Source organism: Nocardioides sp. Z50_6, assembly GCF_058215755.1.
Window position 1 is genome coordinate 653,820 of the sequence record NZ_JBZAJB010000001.1, and the last position, 25,690, is coordinate 679,509.

At 71.8% G+C, this 25,690-nt stretch carries 24 protein-coding genes; 13 read left to right on the forward strand and 11 right to left on the reverse strand.

Features of this window, described 5'->3' with window-relative positions:
* Positions 1 to 2 precede the first annotated feature (2 nt).
* The 5 genes from AC4BGE_RS03150 to ychF all read right to left on the reverse strand — a co-directional run bounded on the left by AC4BGE_RS03150 (position 3) and on the right by ychF (position 7,922).
* On the reverse strand, positions 3 to 302 hold the full coding sequence (locus AC4BGE_RS03150; protein ID WP_490571801.1) for a flagellar protein FlgN: 300 nt from the start codon (positions 300 to 302) through the stop codon (positions 3 to 5).
* A 70-nt stretch (positions 303 to 372) separates the two neighbouring features.
* A complete protein-coding gene (locus AC4BGE_RS03155; protein WP_490571800.1) occupies positions 373 to 660 on the reverse strand; it encodes a WXG100 family type VII secretion target in 288 nt (95 codons plus the stop codon).
* Positions 661 to 745: 85 nt separating this feature from the next.
* Positions 746 to 5,242, reverse strand: coding sequence for a type VII secretion EssC family protein (locus AC4BGE_RS03160; protein WP_490574300.1), 4,497 nt, complete (start codon positions 5,240 to 5,242; stop codon positions 746 to 748).
* A gap of 47 nt (positions 5,243 to 5,289) precedes the next feature.
* Complete coding sequence (locus AC4BGE_RS03165) at positions 5,290 to 6,669, reverse strand: RDD family protein (RefSeq protein ID WP_490574301.1); 1,380 nt, start codon at positions 6,667 to 6,669, stop codon at positions 5,290 to 5,292.
* 179 nt (positions 6,670 to 6,848) lie between these two features.
* Positions 6,849 to 7,922 carry a redox-regulated ATPase YchF gene (ychF, locus tag AC4BGE_RS03170; RefSeq protein WP_490574302.1) on the reverse strand — a complete coding sequence of 358 codons (1,074 nt, stop codon included), beginning with the start codon at positions 7,920 to 7,922 and terminating at the stop codon, positions 6,849 to 6,851.
* 65 nt (positions 7,923 to 7,987) lie between these two features.
* Between ychF and AC4BGE_RS03175 the strand changes: the two genes are divergently transcribed.
* The 5 genes from AC4BGE_RS03175 to AC4BGE_RS03195 all read left to right on the forward strand — a co-directional run bounded on the left by AC4BGE_RS03175 (position 7,988) and on the right by AC4BGE_RS03195 (position 12,727).
* Positions 7,988 to 8,518 (forward strand): PH domain-containing protein, encoded by a 531-nt coding sequence (locus tag AC4BGE_RS03175; RefSeq protein ID WP_490574303.1) that lies wholly within the window; start codon positions 7,988 to 7,990, stop codon positions 8,516 to 8,518.
* Positions 8,515 to 10,179 (forward strand): PH domain-containing protein, encoded by a 1,665-nt coding sequence (locus tag AC4BGE_RS03180; RefSeq protein WP_490574304.1) that lies wholly within the window; start codon positions 8,515 to 8,517, stop codon positions 10,177 to 10,179. The genes AC4BGE_RS03175 and AC4BGE_RS03180 overlap by 4 nt, the downstream gene beginning before the upstream one ends.
* 9 nt (positions 10,180 to 10,188) lie before the next feature.
* Positions 10,189 to 10,965: an exodeoxyribonuclease III gene (locus AC4BGE_RS03185; RefSeq protein ID WP_490571792.1), complete on the forward strand. Its 777-nt coding sequence runs from the start codon at positions 10,189 to 10,191 to the stop codon at positions 10,963 to 10,965.
* An 81-nt stretch (positions 10,966 to 11,046) separates the two neighbouring features.
* Positions 11,047 to 12,267, forward strand: coding sequence for a DNA recombination protein RmuC (locus AC4BGE_RS03190; RefSeq protein ID WP_490574305.1), 1,221 nt, complete (start codon positions 11,047 to 11,049; stop codon positions 12,265 to 12,267).
* Positions 12,268 to 12,289: 22 nt separating this feature from the next.
* Positions 12,290 to 12,727 (forward strand): DUF6542 domain-containing protein, encoded by a 438-nt coding sequence (locus tag AC4BGE_RS03195; RefSeq protein WP_490571790.1) that lies wholly within the window; start codon positions 12,290 to 12,292, stop codon positions 12,725 to 12,727.
* Here AC4BGE_RS03195 and AC4BGE_RS03200 read toward each other — a convergent pair.
* Both AC4BGE_RS03200 and AC4BGE_RS03205 read right to left on the reverse strand, forming a co-directional pair.
* Entirely contained in the window at positions 12,673 to 13,296 is a 624-nt protein-coding gene (locus AC4BGE_RS03200) for an L-threonylcarbamoyladenylate synthase (RefSeq protein ID WP_490571789.1), read from the reverse strand. The two genes, AC4BGE_RS03195 and AC4BGE_RS03200, sit on opposite strands and share 55 nt — an antisense overlap.
* A complete protein-coding gene (locus tag AC4BGE_RS03205) occupies positions 13,296 to 14,300 on the reverse strand; it encodes a 4-hydroxy-3-methylbut-2-enyl diphosphate reductase (RefSeq protein WP_490571788.1) in 1,005 nt (334 codons plus the stop codon). Before AC4BGE_RS03205 ends, AC4BGE_RS03200 begins: the two co-directional genes overlap by 1 nt.
* 65 nt (positions 14,301 to 14,365) lie before the next feature.
* On the opposite strand from AC4BGE_RS03205, the gene xseA reads away from it, so the two are divergent.
* On the forward strand, positions 14,366 to 15,610 hold the full coding sequence (gene xseA / locus AC4BGE_RS03210) for an exodeoxyribonuclease VII large subunit (RefSeq protein ID WP_490574306.1): 1,245 nt from the start codon (positions 14,366 to 14,368) through the stop codon (positions 15,608 to 15,610).
* 24 nt (positions 15,611 to 15,634) lie between these two features.
* Positions 15,635 to 15,841, forward strand: a complete 207-nt coding sequence (locus AC4BGE_RS03215; RefSeq protein ID WP_490571786.1) for an exodeoxyribonuclease VII small subunit — start codon at positions 15,635 to 15,637, stop codon at positions 15,839 to 15,841.
* 10 nt (positions 15,842 to 15,851) lie between these two features.
* Here the strand turns inward: AC4BGE_RS03215 and AC4BGE_RS03220 are convergent, their stop codons facing one another.
* Positions 15,852 to 16,415, reverse strand: a complete 564-nt coding sequence (locus AC4BGE_RS03220) for a DUF4245 family protein (protein WP_490574307.1) — start codon at positions 16,413 to 16,415, stop codon at positions 15,852 to 15,854.
* A 115-nt stretch (positions 16,416 to 16,530) separates the two neighbouring features.
* Between AC4BGE_RS03220 and glpX the strand changes: the two genes are divergently transcribed.
* Positions 16,531 to 17,553, forward strand: a complete 1,023-nt coding sequence (gene glpX, locus AC4BGE_RS03225; protein WP_490574308.1) for a class II fructose-bisphosphatase — start codon at positions 16,531 to 16,533, stop codon at positions 17,551 to 17,553.
* On the opposite strand, the gene AC4BGE_RS03230 is transcribed toward glpX, so the two are convergent.
* Positions 17,518 to 18,360: an alpha/beta fold hydrolase gene (locus AC4BGE_RS03230; RefSeq protein WP_490574309.1), complete on the reverse strand. Its 843-nt coding sequence runs from the start codon at positions 18,358 to 18,360 to the stop codon at positions 17,518 to 17,520. The genes glpX and AC4BGE_RS03230 overlap by 36 nt on opposite strands.
* Positions 18,361 to 18,447: 87 nt before the next feature.
* Here AC4BGE_RS03230 and AC4BGE_RS03235 point away from each other — a divergent pair, with 87 nt between their 5' ends.
* The 5 genes from AC4BGE_RS03235 to AC4BGE_RS03255 all read left to right on the forward strand — a co-directional run bounded on the left by AC4BGE_RS03235 (position 18,448) and on the right by AC4BGE_RS03255 (position 24,012).
* Positions 18,448 to 19,410 (forward strand): alpha/beta fold hydrolase, encoded by a 963-nt coding sequence (locus AC4BGE_RS03235; RefSeq protein ID WP_490574310.1) that lies wholly within the window; start codon positions 18,448 to 18,450, stop codon positions 19,408 to 19,410.
* Between the two features lie 239 nt (positions 19,411 to 19,649).
* A complete protein-coding gene (locus AC4BGE_RS03240; RefSeq protein ID WP_490574311.1) occupies positions 19,650 to 20,939 on the forward strand; it encodes an extracellular solute-binding protein in 1,290 nt (429 codons plus the stop codon).
* Positions 20,936 to 21,880, forward strand: a complete 945-nt coding sequence (locus AC4BGE_RS03245) for a carbohydrate ABC transporter permease (protein WP_490571780.1) — start codon at positions 20,936 to 20,938, stop codon at positions 21,878 to 21,880. The genes AC4BGE_RS03240 and AC4BGE_RS03245 overlap by 4 nt, the downstream gene beginning before the upstream one ends.
* A gap of 1 nt (position 21,881) precedes the next feature.
* A complete protein-coding gene (locus tag AC4BGE_RS03250) occupies positions 21,882 to 22,721 on the forward strand; it encodes a carbohydrate ABC transporter permease (RefSeq protein WP_490571779.1) in 840 nt (279 codons plus the stop codon).
* 4 nt (positions 22,722 to 22,725) lie between these two features.
* Positions 22,726 to 24,012, forward strand: a complete 1,287-nt coding sequence (locus AC4BGE_RS03255) for an ABC transporter ATP-binding protein (RefSeq protein WP_490571778.1) — start codon at positions 22,726 to 22,728, stop codon at positions 24,010 to 24,012.
* A gap of 178 nt (positions 24,013 to 24,190) precedes the next feature.
* Here AC4BGE_RS03255 and AC4BGE_RS03260 read toward each other — a convergent pair whose 3' ends face one another.
* Entirely contained in the window at positions 24,191 to 24,841 is a 651-nt protein-coding gene (locus AC4BGE_RS03260; RefSeq protein WP_490574312.1) for a DUF1707 SHOCT-like domain-containing protein, read from the reverse strand.
* 10 nt (positions 24,842 to 24,851) lie between these two features.
* Entirely contained in the window at positions 24,852 to 25,679 is an 828-nt protein-coding gene (locus AC4BGE_RS03265; protein ID WP_490574313.1) for a Cof-type HAD-IIB family hydrolase, read from the reverse strand.
* Positions 25,680 to 25,690 lie beyond the last annotated feature (11 nt).

Consider the following 25,690-nt stretch of genomic DNA (forward strand, 5'->3'; position numbering starts at 1 on the left):
GATCACTCAGTTGCGCTGAGCTGCACTGCTGTTTCGGCGTCCCAGGCCTCGACGCCGTCTACCACGCCCTGGACGTGGTCCTTCACGCCCTTCAGGCCGTCCTTCAGCTCATCGCGCTTGTTGTCCCAGCGCTCCTCGAAGTCGCGGGCCTTGTCCCGGAGCTTGCTCTTGCCGAAGGGGTCGCCGATGGCGGCTTCCAGCTCTTCGGAGCGCGACGTGGCGTTCTCGAACTCGTCGATGATGTCGTCGAGCGCGCTCACTACCGTCTCGAGCTCCGAGAGCTTGATGTACACGTCTGCCATGGTCAGGTTCCTTCCGAGTCACCGCCGAAGATGGTGGGGCCGCACCGAGCGGGCGGCCCCACCACCGACATCAGCCTCCGGCGAGCTGGTCGTCGAGGTCGCGGATGGCCTGCGCCATGTCGCGCAGCGCCTGGGCCATGTCGGTCACGCCGTTGGAGGCGTCCTTCAGGCCGTTGGTCAGCTCCTCGTAGCCGTCCTGGAACTTGCCCGACGCCTTCTCGGTCTTGAAGCCGTCCTGGACCAGCTCGTCCACGTAGCCCTGGCACTCGGTCAGGGCGCTCTCGATGGACTCCTTGCCGTCGTCCAGCTTGGTGGCGGTGCTTTCCATCTCGTCGTAAGTTGCGCCGAAGTCGCTCATCGCTCAGTCCGTCCTTCTTGGTATGGGCTGAGGGACCAGGCCCCCCGCCCTCGGTCGGAGGTGTAATCCCCCCGTGGCGCCGTATCTAAACATCCGCGATCGGCATTTGTAGTGTCATTGCGCGTCCGGCCTGGACGAAGATCCCCCGACCGTCGGGGAAGTCGGTGCGCTTCACGCGTCCGAACGGCACCTTGAACAGGTGATCCCCGTCGTGGGTGTCGGCCTTGAGCGCGATCCCCTGGCGGTCCGCCTTCCACGCACCCATGACCCCTGCGCCACTGCTGGCCCGGGAGATGTCGGCCTCGCCCACCAGCAGGTGCTCGCTGTTGGAGATGGCCTGAAGCAGGGCCCGCACCGCCCGGTCGGCCGGCCCGTCGACCAGGTGCGGCACGTCCTCGATGACGACCATGATCCGTCCCTGCACCGACTCGTCGGCGATGATCTCGGCCAGCTCGGTGGCCAGCTCCTTCTGCTCCTCGGGCCGGATGGCGCTGCGCACCCACTCGCGGTACGACGCCAGCTCGGAGCGACGGCTGCCGAAGTGGAACAGCTTGACGTCGGGGTCGAACCGCTCCACGGCCCTCACCAGGGCCCGCACCGCGTTCGTCTTGCCCGACTGCGGCGGCCCGGTGACCACGAAGAGGCCGACCGGGTCGAAGCCGAGAGGTCCCAGGGTGTCCTCGCCGATGCCGAAGACGGGCTGCCCGCCGACCCGGTCGGGCAGCTCGGAGCTGTCGATGCGCGTGGGCAACGCACCGATGGGCGCGACCTCCGGCACCCCCTGGGCACGCAGCTCGGTGGCCAGCGCGTCCATCGCCTTGGTCTGCTCGGCCACGTTGGCCGTCCCGCCGAGCACCGCCATCTGCACCTCGTTCTTGTCCACCACCGCCCGGCCCGGCACCGAGGTGTCGTCGAGGACGTCCTTCGGCGCCCCCAGCAGGGTGTACTGGTTGATGTCCGCCAGCCTGAGCACCACCCGTCGCGAGATGTTCGCGGCGACGGCCGTGGGGACGGCGCCACCTCGGTCGGCGGTGATGGCCGCGTGCACCCCCAGGGGACGGCCCTCCCCCAGCAGACGCATGAACACCTGGTAGTACGGCGCCCGGGCCGAGCTGATCTCCCACTCGTTCTTGAACGCCGGGTAGTTGTCGATCAGCAGGATGATCCGGGGCAGCGACGGGTCGACCAGGTCGCGGTACTCGGTGAGGTTGGCCGCGTGCGCCCGGGCGAACAGGTCCGAGCGTCGGTCCAGCTCCCGGCCCAGGCTCCGCAGCAGCCGCTGCACCCGCTCGGCGTCGTCACCGTCGATGATCGAGCCCACGTGAGGCAGTCGCTCGAGGGACCCGAGCGCCCCGGAGGCGAAGTCCAGCCCGAAGACCTCGCTCGTCCCGAGGTCGGGGCGCATGCCGGCGGCCGTGGCGATGGTCTTGAGCACCGTCGTCTTGCCCGACCCCGAGGTCCCGAAGACGATGATCGAGCCGTCGCGGTCGGGCAGGAAGTAGGTGGGGTTCTGCTGCTGCTTCTCCGGCAGGTCCGCGAGCCCCAGCAGGACCTGCCCGTCGCCGCGGGCCGGCAGGTCGCGCAGGTCGACGACGCTCGCGAGATCGTCGAGCCACGGACGCCGCGGGGTCTGGATCCCGGCTGCGTCGGCGGCCCGGATCAGGGTGGTGACCACCCGCTTCTGGTCGTTCGGCCCGAGGTCCTCGTCGTGGGAGTCCGACTCGGCGACCCGCTCGGGCTCCCACTCGATGATCGAGCCGAAGCGAAGCTCCGCGACCTTCACGTCGGCCGTGACGACCTCGTCCTCACTCGTCCAGCCGCCCACGTAGGCGGACTGGAAGGGGGTCAGCCGGCCCGGTCCGGTCTTCGCGATCCCACGCCCCGGCAGGCTGGCGGGGAAGGTGGCGGCCACCGGGTCGTCCACCACGTCCTTGGAGTCCGACTCGTCGGCCATCCGCAGCGCGACCCGGAGGTTGGTGTTGGCACGCAGGTTGTCCTTGATGACGCCGGCGGGGCGCTGCGTCGCCATGATCAGGTGGATGCCGAGGGATCGGCCGCGCTGGGCGACGTCGACGACACCGTCGACGAACTCCGGGACCTCACCGGCCAGGGCGGCGAACTCGTCGATCACCAGCACCAGCGCGGGCGGGCAGTCCGGGTCCTGCCGACGTTCCAGCTCGAGCAGGTCCTTGGCCTTCTTGCGGTTGAAGAGGTGCTCGCGGTGGTGGAGCTCGGCCCTCAGGCTGGTCAGGGCACGGCGTACCAGGTGCGGACTCAGGTCGGTCACCAGCCCGACGCAGTGCGGCAGGTCGACACAGTCGGCGAACGCCGAGCCGCCCTTGTAGTCGATGAAGAGGAACGTCACCCGGTCCGGGCTGTGGGCGGCCGCCAGGCCGAGCACCCACGCCTGGAGGAACTCCGACTTGCCGGCACCCGTCGTGCCGCCGACCAGGGCGTGAGGACCCTGGCTCCGGAGGTCGAGGGTCATGGCGTCACTGGCACCCTGCCCGATGATGGCGCGCAGGTTGCCGGCGTTCTTCAACCGAGGACGCTCCCGCGCGCTGCGGTCGATGATGGTGTTGTTCTGCCGCCACCTCTCGATGACGGCCTCGGGCTCGTGGGCCGTCTCCTTGCCGACCAGGGACAGGAACATCACCGAGTTCGGGATGTCGGAGGCGTCCTGGATGACCGTGCTGACGTCGACGACCGGCGCCATCCGCTTGGCGAAGGTGTGCATGTAGTTGTTGGAGACCCCTTCGACGACCACGTGCTCGTAGAGGTCGCCGTTGCGGACCAGGCCCACCGTCGCGTCGTCCAGCCCCTCGGTGACGTCGACGAAGCTGCGGCAGGTGGCGGGCAGCGACTCCACCGTCGGCGAGCAGAAGACGGCGTGCACCCCGACGTCGGCGCCCCGCTCCAGCACCTGCACCAGACGTGGTCGGTCGACGGGGGCGTCATCGGTCACGATGACGATGATCGAGACCGGTTGACGGGGGGTCTTCTCCTCGGCGGCACGCGCCACGTCGGTGCCGTAGAGCATCGGGTTCCAGCGCTCCGGGAACGGCCCGCGCGGCTCGGCGCGCTGACCGGCTCGCAGGACGTACTCCTCCAACGCGCTGAGCAGGGCGTTGGCCGTCGGCGGCGAGTCGGCGAGCGGCAGGTCCTTGAAGGGGCTGGTCTCGCTGGTGGTGTGCGGGAGCCACTTCAGCCAGGCGAGCTCGGGCATCCAGCTGTCGCCCGCGATCGCGACCGTCACCACCTCGTTGGGCGCGTGCAGGCCGTAGAGCTGGACGGCGAGGCCACGAAGCACGTCGGCGGCGGCCCCGGTCGGGCCGGCGACGCCGACCGAACCGGCGACCCGCAGGGACTCCAGGACGGGGACGTCGTCGACGTAGCGGTAGCGCTCCCGGAGCCGGTCCAGTCGTTCGATGTACTCCGGGAGCCCGTCCTGGTTGTCCCGGTCCCCGATCGAGTTGCGCGAGGGGGATCTCGTCGTCCCGAGCCGCACGGCCAGGAAGTTCCAGTGCTCGGGCCGACGGGTCCACAGCAGGGGTCCCAGCCGAGCGGCGTGGTCGTAGACCTCCGCGACCGGAGGGACCTCGGCGTTGCGCGCGAACTCCTCCTCCGGCTTCTCGAGGAAGAGGGTCTCCTCGAGCTTCTCGAACTGCCGCTCGAAGAGCTCGGACTCGTACTTCTTCTTGGTCGCCGACTGGGTGCGCTGGTTCATGAAGTTGCCCAGCGCCATCATCGGCGTCATGAAGATCAGCAGCAGCGCGCGCTCCCGGCCGGTGAGGGCGTAGATGGCGAGCGCCATGATGATCGGGGCGACCAGGATGGTCCAGGGAAAGACCTTGTCCGCCTGCTCGGTCGGCATCCGCGGCGGGGGGTGCTCGGTCCCCGGGTAGCGCACCTCGACCCGTGGGCTGCGGTTGAACTGCAGACCGCCACCGCGCTCGAGGATCTCGGTCTCGACTTCCTCGAGATCGTCGGAGAGGTGCATCACCAGCGTCGTGGCACCGATCACCACCGCCCGGTTGGGGGTGAGCCACACGCGCTGGACCGGCACGCCGTCGAAGAGGATCCCGTTGGCCGAGTTCAGGTCCACCAGCTCGACCCGGCGCCCCACCTCGATACGCGCATGGAGCTGGGACACCATGGGGTCGGCGAGCTCGATCTGGTTGGTGGGGGCGCGACCGATCGTCGCCTGCCCCACGTGCACCGGGAACTCCTTGCCCCGCAGCGGACCGGCGGTGGCCACCAGGGTGCCGACCTGCCTGCGGGCGGCGTACGGGATGGCCTGCAGGGAGCCGCGGGCTCCGCGGTTGACGACGGCAGCCGTGAACCCGGAGCCGATGGCCGCCTCGCCGATGTGCACCGAGGGGTCGAGAGGCTTCAGGTCGGACCCGTCGGGCGGGGCCACGGCCAACGTCAGGACGTCGTCGGGACCCACCGTCATCGAGCGTGCGGGATCGGACTCCACGATGAAGCGAGCGACCTCGGCGACCGTGGCCGTCGAGTCCGCCGTCACGACCACGTCCACGGGCTCCGCACGCTCCCGAAGGAGCGTCAGCTTGACCTTCATCCACTACCCTTCTCGAGCCGCGACGCACGCCACGGTCTTCCCTGCGCTCAGGTGGCCAGCACCGTGATGGTGCGATCACCGATCCGGATCGTGTCCCCCACACCTGCGACGACGATCTCGCCCGCCGTCACCGGGTGCTCCTGTCCGTCGCGGACGAGCACGGTTCCGTTGGTGGAGCCCTGGTCGACGACTTCGAGCCCTGCCGTCGACGGGCGGAGCAACGCGTGGGTCTTGGACATGGAGAAGCCCGGGTCGCTGATCGTCAGGGGCAGCGCTCCGTCGACCGGCTGGGGTGAGCGACCCACCACGACCGGGCCGGAGAGCGAGATCCGCTTCCCGTCGTCGAGAGCCAGCGTCATGCCCACCCCGGCCTGGGGGCCCCAGGCCGGCGCGATCACCTGCGGGGGGGCCGTCGCGGGGCCGCCGTCCGGCCGCCCGGATGTGTCCACCGGGGAGACGGCACTGCCGGCGCCCTCGGGCTCGCGCACGAGGTACGCCCCCAGGCGGGGCCCGGTCTGCCCGTCGTCGGCGGGCGCCTCACCCGGCACGAGACCGGCGAGCCCGACCACCACCCGGCGATCGCGGTCGTGCGGACGGGCGGCCCCGAGCACGCCCGCGCTCGTCCGCGGCCCCGGGCGGTAACCGCTCCGGGCGACACCGTCGGGCGTCGTCGCGAGCGACGGCAGGTTCTTGGGGCGTGGCGCGGGGATCGACGTGACGGTCTTCCTGGCGATCCGCATCCGCTTCTTGTCGAACGGGTTCAGGCCCTCCCGCACGTCGACGAGCCAGATGTCTCCCGCGCGGTCGTGCCAGCCGCGTCGGCGGTGTGCCTCGGACCACGACGGCGATGCCAGCACCACCGGCGTGCCGACCACCGTCACCAGCGGCAGCCAGGCCACCACGGCGCGCCACGTGGTGCGCCAGAAGCCAGGTGCGCCGAGGCTCGCGACGTTCACCGCCCGCAGCCCGGTGGCGCGCTTCCCGACGGTGAACCCCCACCGTCCCTGCATGAACAACGAGGCGACGCACCAGATGATCGAGAGCAGCAACGTGACCGCGGCGACGATGACGGTGAGCAGGAAGTCGGGATGGTTGACGAAGCCGTACCAGGAGATGCGCCCGCGGAGCAGGCGGCCCAGGACCGGCAGCGACCAGAAGACGAACGGCAGCTGCAGGAGGGAGAAGATGCCGACGTCGATCAGCGCAGCCAGAGCCCGGCGACCCAGCGGGGCCGAGCGCAGACCGAGCGCTGCCGCATACGCGGGATCGGGCTGCCCGCGCTCGTCGAGACCCTCCAAGGGTCGCTCGTCGTCGGGCAGCTCCCAGATCACGGTCTGCGGCGTCGTCGACGAGTGCTGCCCGCCGGATCCGGTTCCGAGGTCGGCGGTCGCCGCCCGCTGCGGCGCGCGTAGTGACAGGTCCCCCATGGGCGAAGGCTAACCCGATCCACCCGCCGGCCGTCGGCGCGGTCACAGATTGCTCCCTGTGCAGGGGCGCGCACGGCACGCGGCCACGGCGACATCCTGGTCGAGCAGCTGGGCGCAGGGTCCCGGCGCCGGGACTGACCGCGACCGCGGTGCGGGGTAGCGCGCTACTCCTGGGCGGATCACACGTTGAAGCGGAACTCCACCACGTCGCCGTCGGCCATCACGTAGTCCTTGCCCTCCATGCGGACCTTGCCGGCCTCGCGCGCCTTCACCATCGAGCCTGCGGCGACGAGGTCGTCGAAGGAGACGATCTCGGCCTTGATGAAGCCCTTCTGGAAGTCGGTGTGGATGACCCCGGCCGCCTCGGGGGCGGTGGCGCCCTGGGGGATCGTCCAGGCCCGGGTCTCCTTCGGGCCGGCGGTCAGGTAGGTCTGCAGGCCGAGGGTGTCGAAGCCGACCCGGGCCAGCACCTCCAGACCGGGCTCGGTGACCCCGGCCTCGGCGAGAAACTCCGCGGCCTCCTCGTCGTCCAGCTCGACCAGCTCGGACTCGAACTTGGCGTCCAGGAAGATCGCCTCAGCGGGCGCGACCAGCTCGCGCATCTTCGCCTTGAGGTCCTCGTCGGTCAGCTCATCGGCGTCGCAGTTGAAGACGTAGATGAACGGCTTGGCGGTGAGCAGCGAGAGCTCGCGCAGCAGGCTGCGGTCGATCGTGGTCGAGCTGATCGGCGTCCCGGACTCGAGCGCCTCCTTCGCCTCGCGGGCGGCCTCGAGGTTCGCCACCAGGTCCTTGACCTTGCGCGACTCCTTCTCCAGCCGGGTGATCGCCCGGTCGACGGTCTCCAGGTCGGCGAGGATCAGCTCGGTCTGGATGGTGGAGATGTCGTTGCCGGGATTGACCTCGCCGTCGACGTGGGTGACGTCCTCGTCGCGGAAGACCCGGGTCACCTGGCAGATCGCCGCGGACTCGCGGATGTGGGAGAGGAACTTGTTGCCCAGGCCCTCCCCCTGCGAGGCACCGCGGACGATGCCGGCGATGTCGACGAACTCCACGGTGGCCGGGAGGATCTTCTCGCTGCCGAAGATCTCCGCCAGCTTGGCCAGGCGGGAGTCGGGCACCCCGACCACCCCGACGTTGGGCTCGATGGTCGCGAACGGGTAGTTCGCGGCGAGCACGTCGTTCTTGGTCAGCGCGTTGAAGAGGGTCGACTTGCCGGCGTTGGGGAGTCCGACGATCCCGATGGTGAGGGCCACGGACGCCGAGTCTAGGTCCGCCGCCCCCGCGCTCCCAATCACACGGGCTGTGACAGGCTCGTCGGGTGCTCATCGATCTCCCGGACGACGCCAGCGTCCCCCCGCCGGACCCGGTCGCCCTCCGCGGGCCCGCCCACCGGGTCTCCCCCCGGGCGGTCGGCTACTGGCGGACTGTCTCGCTGATCACCACCGTGGTCGAGCTGGCGATCGCGTTCGTCCTCTTCCTGGTGCTGCCCAGCTGGCCGTGGTGGGCCACCGCCCTGGTCGTCGTGGGGACCGCGGTCAACCTCGGCTACGTGTTCGTCATGCCCGGGCTCCGCTACCGGGTGCACCGCTGGGAGGTCAGCCCCGAGGCCGTCCACACCCGCTCCGGCTGGCTCTCGGTCGAGACCCGGATCGCCCCCCTCAGCCGGGTCCAGACCGTCGACTCCCGGCAGGGCGCGGTGATGCGGCTCTTCGGCCTGGCCTCGCTCACCGTCACCACCGCCTCGGCGGCCGGCCCGATCACCATCGAGGGCCTGGACGCCGAGGACGCCCGGCAGCTCGTCGCCCAGCTCTCCGCCATCACCGCCACCGGCGAGGGCGACGCGACGTGACCGAGGCGGACGCGTCGGGGGCACCGGACGTCCCGGAGGCACCGGACGTCCCGGAGGCACCGGACGTCCCGGACGTCCCGGAGGCTCCTGAGGCATCGGAGACACCTGCCGACCCGGCCGACGGGTGGCGCAGGCTGAGCGCGCGCAAGCTGCTGATCGACCCGCTGGCGGTGCTGCGCTCCTTCCTGCTGCCACTGGTCGCCGTCGTGATCGGCCTGAGCAGCAGCGGACGGCCGCTGTGGACGCTGGCGGCACTCCCCCTCTTCCTGGTCGGGGCGGTCGCCCTGGGGGTGATCCCGTGGCTGACCACCTGGTTCCGGCTGGACGACGTCCAGTTCCAGCTGCGCACCGGCCTGCTCAACAAGAAGACCTCCACGGCCCGGCTCGACCGGATCCGCAGCGTCGACCTGGAGGGGCCGCTGGTGCACCGGCTGCTGGGGCTGCGCACCGTGCGGATCGGCACCGGCGTGGACGACGAGCGGATCGTCCTGGACGCCGTCACCGTCGAGGAGGCCACCACCCTGCGCCGGGTCCTGCTGGCCCGGACCCCGCTCCCCCCGGGGACCCCCGCCCCGGTCGCGGCCGCTCGGCCCGCGACGGACGACGTCCCTGATGGCGATCCGGGGCAGCAGCCGGTCGCCGCGCCCCCCGCGGCCGACGAGCAGGTGCTGACCGTGCTCGACCCGTCGTGGGTGCGGTTCGCGCCCTTCAGCCTGGCCCGGCTGGTCGTGGTCGCGGGCGCGCTCGGCTTCCTGACCCAGGTGCTCGACGACTTCCCGGTCCTGGACCAGGGCGACGTGGAGAGCTTCTGGGAGTGGCTGACCGGCTTCGCCCTCGTGGTCGCGCTGGCGCTCGTCCTCGTCTCGGCCCTGGTGGGCTGGCTGGCGATCTCGACGCTCGGCTACCTGGCGCACTGGTGGGGCCTGCGGCTGACCCGCGGCCACGGCTCCCTCCACCTCGTCGCCGGCTTCCTGACCACCCGGTCGGTGAGCATCGAGGAGAAGCGGATCCGCGGCGTCGAGCTGGACGAGAAGGTCCTGCTCCGGCTGGTCCGGGGCGCCGAGCTCTCCACCCTCGCCACGGGCGTGAGCAACGGGGTGACGACCCTGCTGCCGCCCTGCCCGGTGGGGGTCGCCACGGGCGTGGGGGCAGCCGTCGTCGAGGACGACCAGCCGCTCGCGGTGCCGCTGCGCGAGCACGGCCCCGCCGCCCGCCGCCGCCGCCACGTGCGGCACCAGTGGGCCACCGTGACCCTGCTCGTCGTGCTGGCGGCCATTCAGCACGACCTCCTCCAGCCCGTCCGGGAGTGGCTCTCCTGGGTGCCCGGGTGGCTCCCCTGGGCGGCGGTGCCCGCCCTCGCCGTGCTCGGCGCCGCGCTCGCCGAGGCGGCGTACGCCCACCTGGGCCACGCCCTCACCTCACGGCACCTGGTGGTCGGGAGCGGCACCACCACCCGGACCCGCACCGTGCTGGAGCGCGACGGGATCATCGGCTGGGTGGTGGAGCAGTCGTGGTTCCAGCGCCGCGTGGGGCTCGCCACCCTGGTGGCCACCACGGCCGCGGGACAGGAGCGCGTGGTGCTGACCGACGTCCCGCAGGAGCGCGCCGTGGCGCTGGCGAACGCGGCCACCCCCGGGCTGCTCACCGGCTTCCTCGCCTAGACTCCGCCGGTGCGCATCGCGACCTGGAACGTCAACTCCCTCCGCTCCCGCATCGACCGCGTCGAGGCCTTCCTCGAGCGCCACGACGTCGACGTGCTCGCCGTGCAGGAGACGAAGGCCAAGGTCGACCAGCTGCCCCTGATGGGCCTGCAGTCGCTGGGCTACGAGGTCGCCGCCGCCGGCACCAGCCAGTGGAACGGCGTCGCCCTGATCAGCCGGGTCGGCCTGGAGGACGTGCAGGTCGGCTTCGATTCGATGCCCGGGTACGGCGACCCGGTCGAGGCGGAGGCCCGGGCCATCGGGGCCGTCTGCGGCGGGGTGCGGATCTGGTCGCTCTACGTGCCCAACGGGCGCAAGCCCGCCGACCCGCACTACGTCTACAAGCTCGACTGGCTGGCCCGGCTGCGCGACCAGGCCCGGTCGTGGCTGGACGAGGACACCGCCCTGGTCGGCGACTGGAACGTCTGCCCCACCGACGACGACGTCTTCGACCCGGCCCAGTTCCGCAACTCCACCCACGTCACCCCCGCCGAGCGGGCCGCCTTCCAGGGCTTCCTGGACGACGGCTACGCCGACGTGGTCCGCCCGTTCGCCCCGGAGCCGGACAACTACACCTACTGGGACTACTACCGCCAGCGCTTCGAGCGCAACCGCGGCCTGCGGATCGACTTCATCCTGGGCTCCCCCTCGCTGGCTGCCCGGGTCACCCACGCCTTCATCGACCGCGACGAGCGCGCCGGCAAGGGCGCCTCCGACCACGCCCCGGTGGTCGCCGACCTGGCCTGACGCGGGAGCCCTCGCCCCGGCAGGACGCGCCGTCTCCTCCGCCTCTGCGGGACTGTCGGTGGCGGCGGCCATGATCGTGGCATGGACCTCTCGACCGTGCTGACCCTGCTGACCGGGCTCGTGCTGGGCCTCGCCCTCGGCGCCCTCATCGGCTGGCTCGGGGCCAGGTCGCGGACCCCTGCCGGCGAGGCGGTGGCCGCCCTGGAGTCCCGCGCCGCCGACCAGGCCGTCGTCCGCGAGGGCCTGGAGCGGCTCGCCGACCAGCTCAAGGACCTGCACCACGACCGGGCCACCTGGCAGGGCGAGTTCAACGCCCAGGTGCAGGGGATGCGGATGACCACCGAGTCGCTGCGCCGCGAGACGTCCTCGCTGGCCACCGCCCTGCGCAAGCCCCAAGTCCGGGGCCGCTGGGGCGAGATGCACCTCAAGCGAGCCGTCGAGCTGGCCGGCATGGTCGAGCGCTGCGACTTCTCCGAGCAGCACCGCCTCGACGACGGCGCGCTCCGGCCCGACCTGGTCGTCCACCTGGCCGGAGGCCGCCACGTCGTGGTCGACGCCAAGGTCCCTCTCGACGCCTTCCTCGACGCGACCTCCGCCGACGACGACGCCGAGCGCGAGGCCCACCTCGCCCGCCACGCCCGCCAGCTGCGCACCCACGTCGACTCGCTCGCCGGCAAGGCCTACTGGCGCTCGCTGCCCGAGACCCCGGAGTTCGTGGTGCTCTTCGTGCCCGCCGAGGCCTTCCTCTCCGCCGCCCTGGAGTCCGAGCCCCACCTGCTCGACCACGCCGCCGAGCGCCGGGTGGTGCTGGCCACGCCGACCACCCTGATCGCGCTGCTCCGCACCGTCGCCCACGGCTGGAGCCACGAGACCCTCGCCGCCCAGGTGGCGGAGGTCCAGCGGCTCGGCCGCGAGCTCTACGACCGTCTCGGCACGATGGGCGACCACGTCGCCCAGGTGGGCCGCGGCCTGACCAACGCGGTGAAGGCCTACAACCAGGCGGTCGGGTCGCTGGAGGGGCGGGTGCTGGTCACCGCCCGTCGCCTCGAGGCTCTCGGCGTGGTCGACACGGCCCTCCCGGAGGTGCGGCAGGTCGAGCTGACCCCCCGCTCCGTCTCCGCCCCCGAGCTGGCCCTGGTGGCCGAGGAGACGCCCTTCCCCGACCTGGAGCGACTCAGCGGCGGTGGCGCAGGGAGCGGCAGCGACGGTGCTGGTGGGCGGGCCGGTGGCGGGGCCGGTGGCGGGGCCGGTGACAGCGGGAGCGACGACCTGGAGGCGGCGCGCCGCCCTGCCGGCGCGTGAGGCAGGCCCTAGGTTGGTCGCCGTGAGCCGGTCCCGGCAGCCGTGGAGTCGCGGCAACGAGTCCGAGAGCCATGTGGTGGCGCTCGGGCTGGCCGTCGCGCTCAGCGTGGTGGTGCTCGACCACCTGATGGTGGGCCGGCTCAGCCTCTTCTTCGACCTCTGCTTCGTCACCCTCTGCCTCGCCCTGGCGGTCCGGGTGAAGGAGGACGGGTGGTTCGTGATGGGGCTCTTCCCCCCGGTGCTGATGCTCTCGGTCTTCGTGCTGCTCGGCCTGACCGCACCCGAGCTGATCGCCGAGCACGACGACGGCGTGGTCCAGGCGGTGATCAGCGGGCTGGCCCACCACAGCACCGCCCTGCTGGTCGGCTACGCACTCTCGCTCGCCGCCTGGTGGCGGCGCCACGATCAGGCCTCGAAGCGCGACGGGTCGCCCGACCCCACCCTGAGCACCTCGGGGTAGCCCTCGGACCAGTCGACCACCGTGGTCGGCTCGGCCGGGGTCTCCCCCGCCTCGATCACGATGTCGACCTGGTGGTCGAGATCCTCCTTGACGTCCCAGCCCATGGTCCGCGGCTCGGTCTCCCCGGGCAGGATCAGCGTGCTGGTCAGCAGCGGCTCCCCCAGCTCGTCGAGCAGCGTGCAGACCACCGGGTGGTCGGTGATGCGCACCCCGACCGTCTTCTTCTTGGGGTGCATCAGTCGCCGCGGCACCTCGCTGGTCGCCGGCAGGATGAACGTGTAGGGCCCGGGGGTGGCCCCCTTGATCGCCCGGAACGCGGAGTTGTCGAGCTTGACGAACTGGCCCAGCTGGGCGAAGTCCTTGCACATCAGGGTGAAGTCGTGACGCTCGTCGAGGTCGCGGATCCGCAGGATCCGGTCCCGGCCGTCGCGGTTGCCCAGCTGGCAGCCCAGGGCGTAGCCGGAGTCGGTGGGGTAGGCGATCAGGGCGTCGTCACGCAGCGCCTCCACCACCTGGCGGATCAGTCGCGGCTGCGGGTTGTCCGGGTGGACGTCGACATACCTGGCCATCAGGACCCCCGCTGGGCCTTGCGCAGGTCGCGGCGCAGCTCCGGCGGCAGCGCGAAGATGAGCGACTCCTCGGCCGAGCGGACCGCCTTGGCGTCCGGGTAGCCGCGCTCGGAGAGGAAGGCCAGGACGCCGTCGACGAGGTCCTCGGGGACCGAGGCGCCCGAGGTCACCGAGACGGTGCGCACGCCGTCCAGCCAGGCCTCGTCGATCTCGGACGCGTCGTCGACCCGGTAGGAGGCCTTGGCCCCCGCCTCGAGGGCCACCTCGACCAGCCGCACCGAGTTGGAGGAGTTGCCCGACCCGACCACGATCACCAGGTCGGCGTCGACCGCGATCTCCTTGACCGCGAGCTGACGGTTCTGGGTGGCGTAGCAGATGTCGTCCGAGGGCGGGTCGAGCAGCAGCGGGAACCGCTCCCGGATCGCCGCCACGGTCTCGAGCGTCTCGTCGACCGAGAGCGTGGTCTGGGAGAGCCAGGCGACCTTGGACTCGTCGCGGACGACGATCCCCGGGACGTCGGCGGGCGACTGCACGAGCTGGATGTGCTCGGGAGCCTCGCCCGCGGTGCCCTCCACCTCCTCGTGCCCCTCGTGCCCGATCAGCAGGATGTCGTAGTCGTCGGCGGCGAACCGCTTGGCCTCGTGGTGGACCTTGGTCACCAGCGGGCAGGTCGCGTCGATGGTCTTCAGCGACCGCTCGGCGGCCTGCTGGTGGACCGCCGGGGAGACCCCGTGGGCGGAGAAGACGACGGTGGCGCCGGCCGGCACCTCGTCGAGCTCCTCGACGAAGATCGCGCCCCGGGCCTCCAGGCCGGAGACCACGTGCTTGTTGTGCACGATCTGCTTGCGCACGTAGACCGGCGCGCCGTAGAGGTCCAGGGCCTTCTCGACCGTGATGACGGCGCGGTCCACCCCGGCGCAGTAGCCGCGGGGCGCGGCCAGCAGCACTGCCTTCTCCGCCTCCTCGGCCGAGAGGACGGTCGGCGTGCCCAGGTCGATGCTCATGGCAGCCGAGTCTACGGGTCCGGGGCAGGGAGCGCCTGTCGCCGCCGTCGCCTAGGGTGGCCGCCGTGGCCCTGGAGACCTCATCGGAGCAGCCGGCACCGGTCCGGCAGATCGCCAACGCGATCTCGGGCTGGATCGACCGGCTGGGCCCGGTGTGGGTCGAGGGCCAGATCGCCCAGATCAACAGGCGCCCCGGGGTGCAGACGGTCTTCCTCACCCTGCGCGACTCGGTGGCCGACATCTCGGTCCCGCTGACCTGCGCGCGCAGCCTCTTCGACGGCCTCAACCCGCCGCTGGTCGAGGGCGCGAGCGTGGTGGTCCACGCCAAGCCCAACTACTACGCCAACCGGGGCTCTCTCTCCCTGTCGGTGCGCGCCATCCGGATGGTCGGCCTGGGCGAGCTGCTGGCCCGGCTGGAGCGGCGCCGCCAGCTGCTGGCCGCCGAGGGGCTCTTCGCCGCCGAGCTCAAGCGCCGGCCGCCCTTCCTGCCACGCGCCGTCGGCCTGGTCACCGCGCCCGGGTCCGCCGCGGAGCGCGACGTCGTGGAGAACGCCCGGCGCCGCTGGCCCGCGGTGCGCTTCGAGGTGGCCTACGCCGCCATGCAGGGGCAGCGGTCCGCGAGCGAGGTGATGGAGGCCCTGGACCGGCTGGAGCGCCACCCGGCGGTCGACGTGATCGTGGTGGCCCGCGGTGGCGGCTCGGTCGAGGACCTGCTGCCCTTCAGCGACGAGGCGGTGGTCCGCGCCGTCCACCGGATGCGCACGCCGGTGGTCTCCGCGATCGGCCACGAGCCGGACCAGCCGCTGCTCGACCTGGTCGCCGACGTCCGCGCCTCCACCCCCACCGACGCGGCCAAGCTGATCGTCCCCGACATGCTCGAGGAGCTCAACGGCGTGCGGTGGGCCCGCGACCGCATCCGGACCCAGCTCCGCGGGCTTCTCGACCGCGAGCAGCGCGGCCTCGACGACCTCCGCTCGCGCCCGGCGCTGGCCGACCCGCGCTACCTGCTCGACGTCCGCGCCGAGGAGGTAGCCGCCCTGCGCGACCGAGCCCGGCGCACCCTCTCCCACCGGCTGGACCGGGCCGCCGACGACGTGGCCCACCACCGCGCCCGCGCCCGCTCCCTCTCCCCCCTGGCCACCCTGCAGCGTGGCTACGCGGTGGTGCAGGACGAGGCGGGCCACGTCGTCACCTCGGTGGCCGGGGTCGACCAGGGCGCCGCGCTCACCGTCCGCCTGGCCGACGGCCGCCTCCAGGTCTCGGCCACGGCCGCCGAGCACGACCCGGTGGGCGGCGACCAGACCCCATGACCCGACGCAGCACAGGAGCGAGCAATGGCTGAACCCAAGCAGCTGTCCTACGAGGACGCCCGGGAGGAGCTGGTCGAGGTGGTCCGCACCCTCGAGCAGGGTGGCACCACCCTGGAGGAGTCGCTGCGGCTCTGGGAGCGCGGCGAGGTGCTGGCCAAGGCCTGCCAGGAGTGGCTCGACGGCGCCCGCACCCGGCTCGACGCCGCGATCGAGGGCGACGCGGAGGAGTAGCCCCCGCGGCTCAGGAGCGCTCGGGCTCGGCCAGCGGCGCGTCGGTCAGGCCGGCCGCGAACTCCTCCACCACCTCGCGCGGCGCGGAGCCGTAGACCATCACCACGTCGCCGTCGCGCTCGCGGACCAGCGCCACGTCGCCCCCGGCGTCGGTGAAGACCCGCCACTCGCCGCCCAGGTCGCCGCCGATCCGGACCGGCTCCTCCTCGGTCGCCTTCTCGTCGACGAAGACCTCGAGCAGGTCGTCGACCGACTCGTCCTCCTGACGCAGCCCCACGAAGCGGTCGGTGTCGGTGAGCATCCCCAGGCCCCAGACCGGCGGGTCGGTGGGGGTGAAGGAGAGACTGGTGGCCTTCCACCCCGCGGGCAGCCCGGCGGGGTGGACGACGTCGTGGCCCGCCTCCTGAGCAGCCACCACGGCGGCCTCCCAGTCGAGGGGCTCGACGGCGTTGTCGGGGGTCGTGCGGTTGAGGTCCCGCAGCAGCACGACGGCCAGGACGACGACGACCAGGACCGTCATCGCCCCGACCATCGCGCCCATCGAGGTCTGGTGGCGACCGGGCTTCTCACTCACCCCGTCATCCTCTCAGCCGCCGGCCCGGGGGGCTCACCGACCCGGCGCGCCGGCCGCCCGTCCGTGCCGGCCCGGGGCGACGATCGAGGCGCGCGGCCTCGATAACATGCGGCCCATGACCCCCACGGACCTCCACGTCGATCCCGCGTCCCCCGACCGCAACCTCGCCATGGAGCTGGTCCGGGTGACCGAGGCCGCGGCCATGGCCGCCGGCCGGTGGGTCGGCCGCGGGGACAAGAACGGCGCCGACGGCGTGGCCGTCAACGCCATGCGCGTGATGATCTCGACGATCCAGATGAACGGCACGGTCGTGATCGGCGAGGGCGAGAAGGACAACGCCCCGATGCTCTACAACGGCGAGAGCGTGGGGGACGGCACCGGCCCCGAGTGCGACGTCGCGGTGGACCCCATCGACGGGACCACGCTGACGGCCAAGGGGATGAGCAACGCCGTCGCCGTGCTGGCGGTGGCCCCGCGCGGCTCCATGTACGACCCCTCCGCCGTCTTCTACATGGAGAAGCTGGTCACCGGCCCGGAGGCGGCCGACGTCGTCGACCTGCGCCTGCCGGTGGCCGAGAACATCCACCTCGTCGCCAAGGCCAAGGGCCGGCGCCCCGAGGACGTCACGGTGGTGCTCCTGGACCGGCCCCGCCACGAGAAGCTGGCTCAGGAGATCCGCGACGCGGGGGCGAGGATCAAGTTCATCAGCGACGGCGACGTGGCCGGCGCGATCATGGCGGCGCGCCAGGGCACGGGCATCGACCTGCTGCTGGGCATCGGCGGCACCCCCGAGGGAATCATCGCCGCCTGCGCGATGAAGGCCCTCGGCGGCGTGATCCAGGGCAGGCTCTGGCCCACCGACGACGAGGAGCGGCAGCGCGCCCTGGACGCCGGGCACGACCTCGACCCCGACCACATCCTGTCCACCGACGACCTGGTCACCGGCGAGGACTGCTTCTTCGTGGCCACCGGGATCACCGACGGCGAGCTCATGCAGGGGGTGCGCTACCTGCCCAACGGGGCCGCCACCACGCACTCGCTGGTGATGCGCTCGCGCAGCGGCACCATCCGCAACATCATCTCCGAGCACCAGCTCGGCAAGCTACGCAATTTCTCCGCGATCGACTTCGACAAGTGACAGCCGGCGGGGCTGGAGCAGGGTCCGACGCACCAGGTCGATGACCCGCGGCTCGACCACCATGCCCAGGTGGGAGCAGCCCACCTCGACGAGCTGCGCCTGCGGGTCCAGGCAGGCGCGGTGGTCGACCACGCCGTCGCGGCGGGAGTAGACCGAGGTGTAGGAGACCGTGTCGGCCAACGGCGCCCGGCACTGGTCGAAGGCCGTGCGGGCACACTGGCCGGCGACGCAGTCCTCGGCCATCAGGCCGCGCAGGCCGGCCCGGCTCAGCCGCACCAGGACCTCGACGCTGGCGGTCAGGCTCGGGTGGTGCGCCCCCGGCGCCAGCACGGGGCTGCCCAGGGTGACGATCCCCGCGACCAGGTCGGGTCGCCGGGCCGCGACGCCGCGGGCCAGCATGCCGCCCAGGCTGTGACCGACCACGCGGACCTGCCGACCCCGACGGGCGGCCACCGACTCCAGCCTCGCCTCCAGCTGGTCGACGGCGCTGGCGGTGCAGCCCACGTTGGCGTGGATGTGGGAGCGGTAGGTGCGCATCCCGTCGTGGCGCAGCGCCCGGGCCAGCGGCGCCAGGCTCGCGTCACCGGCCAGGAAGCCCGGAACCAGCACCACCGGGTCCAGGTCGCGGACCGGGGCCGCCCCGGCGAAGGGCCGCAGCCGCAGCCCGCTCCGACCGCGCTGCCAGGCGTAGCGACCCACCTCGGCCACCACCGCCCGCTCGCGCAGCACCGCCGAGGCGTGGAGCGCCTCGAACCCGTCGGGCCGCAGGAAGGCGGCCAGTGTGGTCGGCGTCACAGTCGGGGTCACGGGCGGCACGGTAGCCAACCCCGGCAACAAGGACCAGTATTTCGCGAACCCCGCGCGGTGGCCGCCCAGCTCGTGTTGACTTCGACCATGCCCCCGCGTACCCCGGAGCCGCCCGAGCCGGTCCCGGTCTCCGACGAGCTGCTGGCCCCGGTGAGCCCCGGCATCGAGCTCTGCTACCAGACGTTCGGCGCCCAGGAGGACGAGCCGCTGCTGCTGGTGATGGGCCTGGGCGGACCGATGACCTGGTGGCCCGCCGACCTGTGCGAGCTGCTGGCCCGCGAGGGGTTCTTCGTCATCCGCTACGACAACCGCGACACCGGTCGCTCCACCCACCTCGCATCCCGGGTCAGCCGGGGGATGCTGGTGCGGGCGTTCCTGGGCCGACGGGTGCGGGCGCCGTACTCGCTCGACGACATGGCGGGCGACGCGTTCGGCCTGATGGACCACCTCGGCCTGCAGGGGGCCCACGTGGCCGGTGTCTCCCTGGGCGGGATGATCGCCCAGACGATGGCCGTCACCGCGCCGCGGCGGGTGCGCTCGCTGACCAGCATCATGTCGACCACCGGGCGACGCACGGTCGGCTGGCAGAGCCCCCAGCTCCTCCCCACCCTCGTCGCCCCCCGCAGTCCCGGCCGGGAGGCCTACGTGCAGGCCAGCGCCGCCCTGTGGAAGGCGATCGGCTCCCCCGGCTACCCGGCGGACCACGAGGTGCTGGCAGCGCGCGCCCGGGAGACCTACGACCGGGGCTTCGACGCCCGCGGGGTGCTGCGGCAGACCCTCGCCGTGCTCACCCAGCCCGACCGCACCCGGCGGCTGCGGGGCCTGCGGATCCCGACCAGCGTGATCCACGGGCTCTCCGACCACATGGTGCACGTCTCGGGCGGTCGGGCCACCGCCGCGGCGGTGCCGGGCGCCGAGCTCGTCCTGATCGACGGGATGGGCCACGACCTGCCCGAGGCACTCCACCCGGGCTTCGTCGACGTCATCCGACGGACGGCCGACCGGGCCGCCGACGGCGGGCGGGACCCGGGCTCAGCACCCCCGACCTGACCGGCGGCGCGCCGACCCGGACCGGGTCGGCACCTCGGTCGCCAGCGGCCGGCGTCAGCGCCTCCACGGCCGCCGGCACGGGCGCCGATCCCTCGTCGACGCGCGCAAATGGGACGTGTGTGGCATCACTTCCGTCACTCCCGGGTACCCCCCGGCCAACGGCGCGGGGGGTTGCCATCGCCCCCCGGGTGGACTACATGTGATCTAGGACACAGAGGGAGGGACACATGGGAACCCCCATGAGAGGCAGTTCCAGGCGTCGGCGCACAGGGGTCGCGGTGGCCGCCCTGGCGCTGTGCTCCGGCATGCTCGCGGCGTGCTCCGGTGACGACTCCGGCAAGGCGACGCTCAACTGGTACATCAACCCCGACGGGCAGGAGACCCTCAACCAGCTCGCCGAGGACTGCAGCACCGACGACTACGACATCTCCATCCAGCTGCTGCCCTCCAGCGCCACCGACCAGCGCACCCAGCTGGCTCGCCGGCTCGCCGCCGAGGACTCCTCGACCGACCTGATGAGCCTCGACCCGGTCTTCATCCCGGAGTTCGCCAACGCGGGCTGGCTCGCCCCCTTCGACGGCGAGCAGGCCGACGCGGTGGTCGACGACGACGTGCTCGAGGGCCCGGCCGACACGGTGCTGTGGGAGGACGAGGTGGTGGCCGCTCCGCAGTGGGCGAACACCCAGGTCACCTGGTACCGCAAGTCCCTCGCCGAGGCCGCCGGCCTCGACCCCGAGCAGGACTGGACCTGGGACCAGATCATCGACGCCGCCGCTGAGAACGGCGGCACCGTGGGCGTCCAGGCCAACCGCTACGAGGGCTACGTGGTGTGGATCAACGCCATGGTCCTCGGCGCCGGCGGCGACATCGTCACCGACACCGAGGCCGGCCGCGACGCCGAGGTCACCCTGGACGACGACGCGGGCCGCGAGGCGGCCCGGATCATCGCCAAGCTCGCCTCCTCCGACGCCGCGCAGGCCGACCTCACCGTCTCCAACGAGGGCACCAGCCTGGGCCAGATGTTCCCCGAGGACGGCGCCGGGGAGTTCATGGTCAACTGGACCTTCGTCTACAAGAACTACGAGGGCACCGGCGACGACCTCGACGACCTCGGCTGGAACCGCTACCCGGCCACCGTCGAGGGCGAGGAGTCCCGGCCCCCGCTGGGCGGCATCAACATCGGGGTCGGCTCCTACTCCGAGAACGTGGAGTGGGCCAAGGAGGCGGCCGTCTGCGTGACCACGCCCGAGGCCCAGACCCAGCTCGCGGTCAACGAGGGCCTGATGCCCTCGCGGGGCTCGGTCTACGACAACGACGAGCTCACCGAGGCCTACCCCGCCTCCCTGCTCGAGCTCTTCAGGGAGAGCATCGACGCCGGCGGGCCGCGTCCCAAGAGCGCGCTCTACAGCCAGATCTCGAGCGCGATCCAGTCCGTGTGGCACTCCCCCGAGAGCGTCGACCCGGACAGCACGCCCCGCCGATCCGCGGAGTTCCTCTCCGACATCCTGGCTGGAAAGAGGCTCCTGTGACCAGCACCGTCGTGGCCCCCGACTCCAAGGCCGACCGCCGCAAGACCGCCCAGATGAGCGACCGGACCAAGGCCGAGCAGCGGCTCGGGCAGAAGCTGGTGCTGCCGGCGATCGCCCTGATGCTGCTGGTCACCGCGTTCCCCATGCTGCGGGCGATCTACCTCAGCACCTTCAACTACACCCTGACGGCGCCCGACGACCGGGAGTTCGTCGGGCTGCAGAACTACATCACCGCGCTGACCGACTCGCTCTTCTGGGAGACCACCCTCAACACGGTGTTCATCATGGTGGTCACCGTGGCGGTGGAGCTGGTGATCGGCTTCATCTTCGCCATGGTGATGCACCGGGTGATCTTCGCCCGCGGCGTCATCCGGACCTCGATCCTGATCCCCTACGGCATCATCACCGTTGTCTCCGGGTTCGCCTGGCAGTTCGCCTTCAGCAACAGCAACGGCTTCATCAACGAGTGGCTGCCCTGGATCTCCGACAGCTTCAACTGGTTCGGCCAGTACGGCTCGGCGATCGCGGCGATCATGGTCTCGGAGATCTGGAAGACCACGCCCTTCATGTCGCTGCTCCTGCTCGCCGGGCTGGCCCAGGTCTCCGAGGACATGCTGGAGGCCGCCAAGGTCGACGGGGCCACCTGGTGGCAGCGGCTGTGGAAGGTGATCCTGCCCAACATGCGCTCGGCGATCATGGTCGCCGTCCTCTTCCGGGCCCTGGACGCCTACCGCATCTTCGACAACATCTTCGTGATGACGGCCGGGGCACAGGGGACCGAGTCGGTCTCCTTCCTGACCTACCGGCAGGTGATCGAGCAGTTCCAGCTGGGGATCGGGTCGGCACTCTCGGTGCTGCTCTTCCTCTCGGTGCTGGTGATAGCCGGCCTGATCGTCAAGATCTTCCGCGTCGACCTTGCCGCTGCCCGGCAGGAGGGATGAGATGAACACCAGGAACCGCATCGGCGTCGTGGTCGGCGCCATCCTCATCCTCGTCTGGTGCCTGCTCCCGGTCGCGTGGATCATCTCGCTCTCCTTCAAGTCGCAGGAGGCGATCACCACCGGCAGCCCGGGCTTCCTCCCCAAGGAGGGTGGCGGCGCCGGCTGGCAGAACTACGCCGACGTGCTCGCCGACGAGCAGTTCCGGCGCGCGATCATCAACTCCATCGGGATCTCGCTGATCGCCACCCTGCTCTCGGTGATCATCGCCACGCTGGCCGCCTACGCCATCGCCCGGCTGGAGTTCAAGGGCAAGAAGTTCGTGCTCACCACCGCCCTGGTCATCGCGATGTTCCCGGTGGTGGCGCTGGTCGGCCCGCTCTTCGACATGTGGCGCACCTTCGGCATCTACGACACCTGGCTCGGCCTGATCATCCCCTACATGTCGTTCACGCTGCCGCTGGCGATCTGGACCCTGTCGGCCTTCTTCCGGGAGATCCCGTGGGAGATGGAGCAGGCCGCCCAGGTCGACGGGGCGACCTCCTGGCAGGCGTTCCGCAAGGTGATCGTCCCGCTCGCCGCCCCCGGTGTCTTCACCGCGGCGATCCTGACGTTCTTCTTCGCCTGGAACGACTTCGTCTTCGGCATCTCGCTGACCTCCACCGAGGCCGCACGGCCGATCCCCGCCGCACTGTCGTTCTTCGTCGGCAACGACCCGTTCAACCGGCCGGCCTCGCTGCTGGCCGCGGGAGCCGTGGTCTCCACGATCCCGATCATCGTCATCGTCCTGCTGTTCCAGCGCAAGATCGTCGCCGGCCTCACCTCCGGCGCAGTGAAGGGTTGATCCCATGGCCGCCATCACCATGAAGAACATCGTCAAGCGCTACGGCGACGGCTTCCCGGCCGTCAACAACGTCAGCATCGACGTGCAGGACGGGGAGTTCATGATCCTCGTGGGGCCGTCGGGCTGCGGCAAGTCGACGCTGCTCCGGATGATCGTCGGTCTGGAGGACATCACCTCCGGCGACATGATGATCGGGGACCGCCGGGTCAACGACCTGGCACCGCGCGACCGCAACCTCGCGATGGTCTTCCAGAACTACGCCCTCTACCCGCACCTGACCGTCTACGAGAACATCGCCTTCCCGCTCCGGCTGGCCGGGGAGAAGGACGACGAGGTCGACCGCAAGGTGCGTAACGCGTCGAAGACCCTCGAGCTCGACGAGCACCTGGACCGCAAGCCCGGCAACCTCTCGGGAGGCCAGCGGCAGCGGGTCGCCATGGGCCGGGCGATCGTCCGCGACGCCGACGCCTTCCTCTTCGACGAGCCGCTGTCCAACCTCGACGCCAAGCTGCGCGGGCAGATGCGCACCGAGATCTCCCGGCTCCAGAAGCGTCTGGGGATCACCACCGTCTACGTCACCCACGACCAGACCGAGGCGATGACCCTGGGCGACCGGGTCGCGGTGCTCAAACGCGGCATCCTCCAGCAGCTCGCCACCCCGCGCGAGCTCTACGAGAACCCGGGCAACCTCTTCGTGGCCGGCTTCATCGGCTCGCCGCCGATGAACATGCTCCCCGCGGAGGTCGACGGCACCACGGTCAAGCTGCCGTTCGGCTCGGTGGAGATCTCGCCCGAGAAGGCCGAGAAGGCCAAGGGCCGGGGACTGCTGATCGCCGGCATCCGCCCCGAGCACTTCGAGGACGCCTCGGTCGTCGACCCCTCCAAGAAGGCGTCCGGCTCCACCTTCCGGACCAAGGTCGACGTGGTGGAGTGGCTGGGCAACGAGGCCTACGCCTACATCCCGTTCGAGGCGCCGCCGGAGGTCCAGAAGCAGCTCTCCCAGCTGGAGCAGGACCTCGACGGCGAGTCCCTGCGCACCCAGCTGGTGATCTCCCTGGACGGCGCCAGCCGGATCGCCGAGGGCGACGAGGCGGAGATCTGGGTGGACACCTCCCGGATGCACCTCTTCGACCCCGCCACCGGCGAGAACCTCACCGTCGACGAGGCCCACGCCGGGCGCATCCCCGAGCGGGAGGACCCGCAGGACCAGGCCAAGGCCGAGGAGCTGGCCGCCGAGGGCGACGAGATCCACGCGGCCAGCGAGGCAGGGGGCGACACCGGGCCGGCATGAGTCCGGTCCGGCCGGGGTACGCCCCGACCGGACCCGCGGGAGGTTACGCACAGCCCGCGGTCACGGAGGGCCTCACGAGCTGCCGCCGGGTAGGCGGATCGTGAGGCCCTCTTCTGTGCCCGCGAGCCCAGTGGCCGGTGGCCGGTCAGGGGCCGGTCAGGAGCCGGTCAGGGGCCGGTCAGTGCCCCAGCATCTTCTTGACCTTGCCCGGCTCCCCCGGCATCCGCTTGCGGGTCACCGTCACCGCGCCCATCAGGGCGACGCCCTTGACCCGGACCACCGGGGAGTCGGGGCGCAGGTCGGCCGGGACCTTGTCGCGGGCCTGGTCGAAGGCGCCCATCACCCCGAAGCCCTCCACCACCACGTGGGTGCCGGCGTTGACGTAGATGTCGACCGAGCCCATCACCGTGTTGGCGTTGATGATCGTCTCGGTGGCGCTGAAGCGGGCCTCGCGCAGGTCGAGCAGGACCGCCCCCATCATCGAGAAGGCGGTGTGGGTCGACCCGATCTGCCACACGCCCTTGCGGTCGACACCGGAGAGGATGGCCACCGAGCTGTGGTGGCTCACGGTGGCGGGCAGGCCGGGCGTCGGCCGGGGCACCGGCAGCGTCTGCCCGAACGGCTGCAGGCTCGTCGGGGTGGCGCCGGGGAGGTCCGCGGTCAACGGCACCAGGTCGGCGTACACCTTGGCGCCGTAGGCGGCCTCCAGGCGCTCGTCCAGCTCGTCGAGGTCGAGACGGCCCTCGGCCGCGGCCTCGCGGAGGGCCTCCGCGACCCGGTGCCGGTCCTGGTCCGAGATGCGCAGGCGGGAGGGGTCGGGCTGGTCCATGGGCGTCAGCCTAGCGAGCACCTGCGGCCGAGCCGGCGATCTCCTCCAGAACCAGGGCCACCCCGTCGTCCTGGTTGCTCGCCGTCACCCGGTCGGCCGCCGCCCGGACGGCCGGCGACGCGTTGCCGACCGCCACGCCGTGGCCCGCCCAGGTGAGCATCTCGACGTCGTTGAGGGCGTCCCCGAAGGCCAGCACCTCGCCGGCCTCGACGCCGAGCTCCTCGCAGAGCCGGGCCAGACCCCACGCCTTGCTCACCCCCTGCGCCATCACCTCGAGGAACGGCGCCCCCGAGCGCGTGGTGGCGAACCCGCCGAGACCGAGGGCCGCGAGCCGCTCGGCCAGTTCCTCGACGGCGAGCTCGGGGTGCCGCACGATCAGCTTGAGGCTGGGCGCGGCCAGCACGTCGGCGACCGGGTGGCCGCCCATCGTGGCGACGTCGCGCTTGTGGTCCTCGAAGGTCGCGATCGCGGCGTACCCCTCCTGGGCGACGAAGAGCTCGCCGCCCTCGCGCACGCTGCAGCAGAGCACCCCCGGCACCGCCTCGGCCAGCGCCTCGACGAGCCTGCGCTGCACCTCGACCTCCAGGTGGCTCTCGAACAGGCGCTCGCCGGTGCCCAGGTGGACGCCCAGGCTGCCGTTGCTGCAGACCGCCCAGCCGTCGAAGCCGGCCTGCTCGGCGATGCGGCGGACCCCGATCGGCTGCCGCGCGGTCACCGGCACCACGTGGACGCCCGCGGCACGCGCCGCGTCGAGGGCGGCCCGGGTGCGCGGGCTGATGCTCAGGTCGTCGCGCAGCAGGGTGCCGTCGAGGTCGGTGGCCACGAGCCGGATCGCCATGGTCGCAGCGT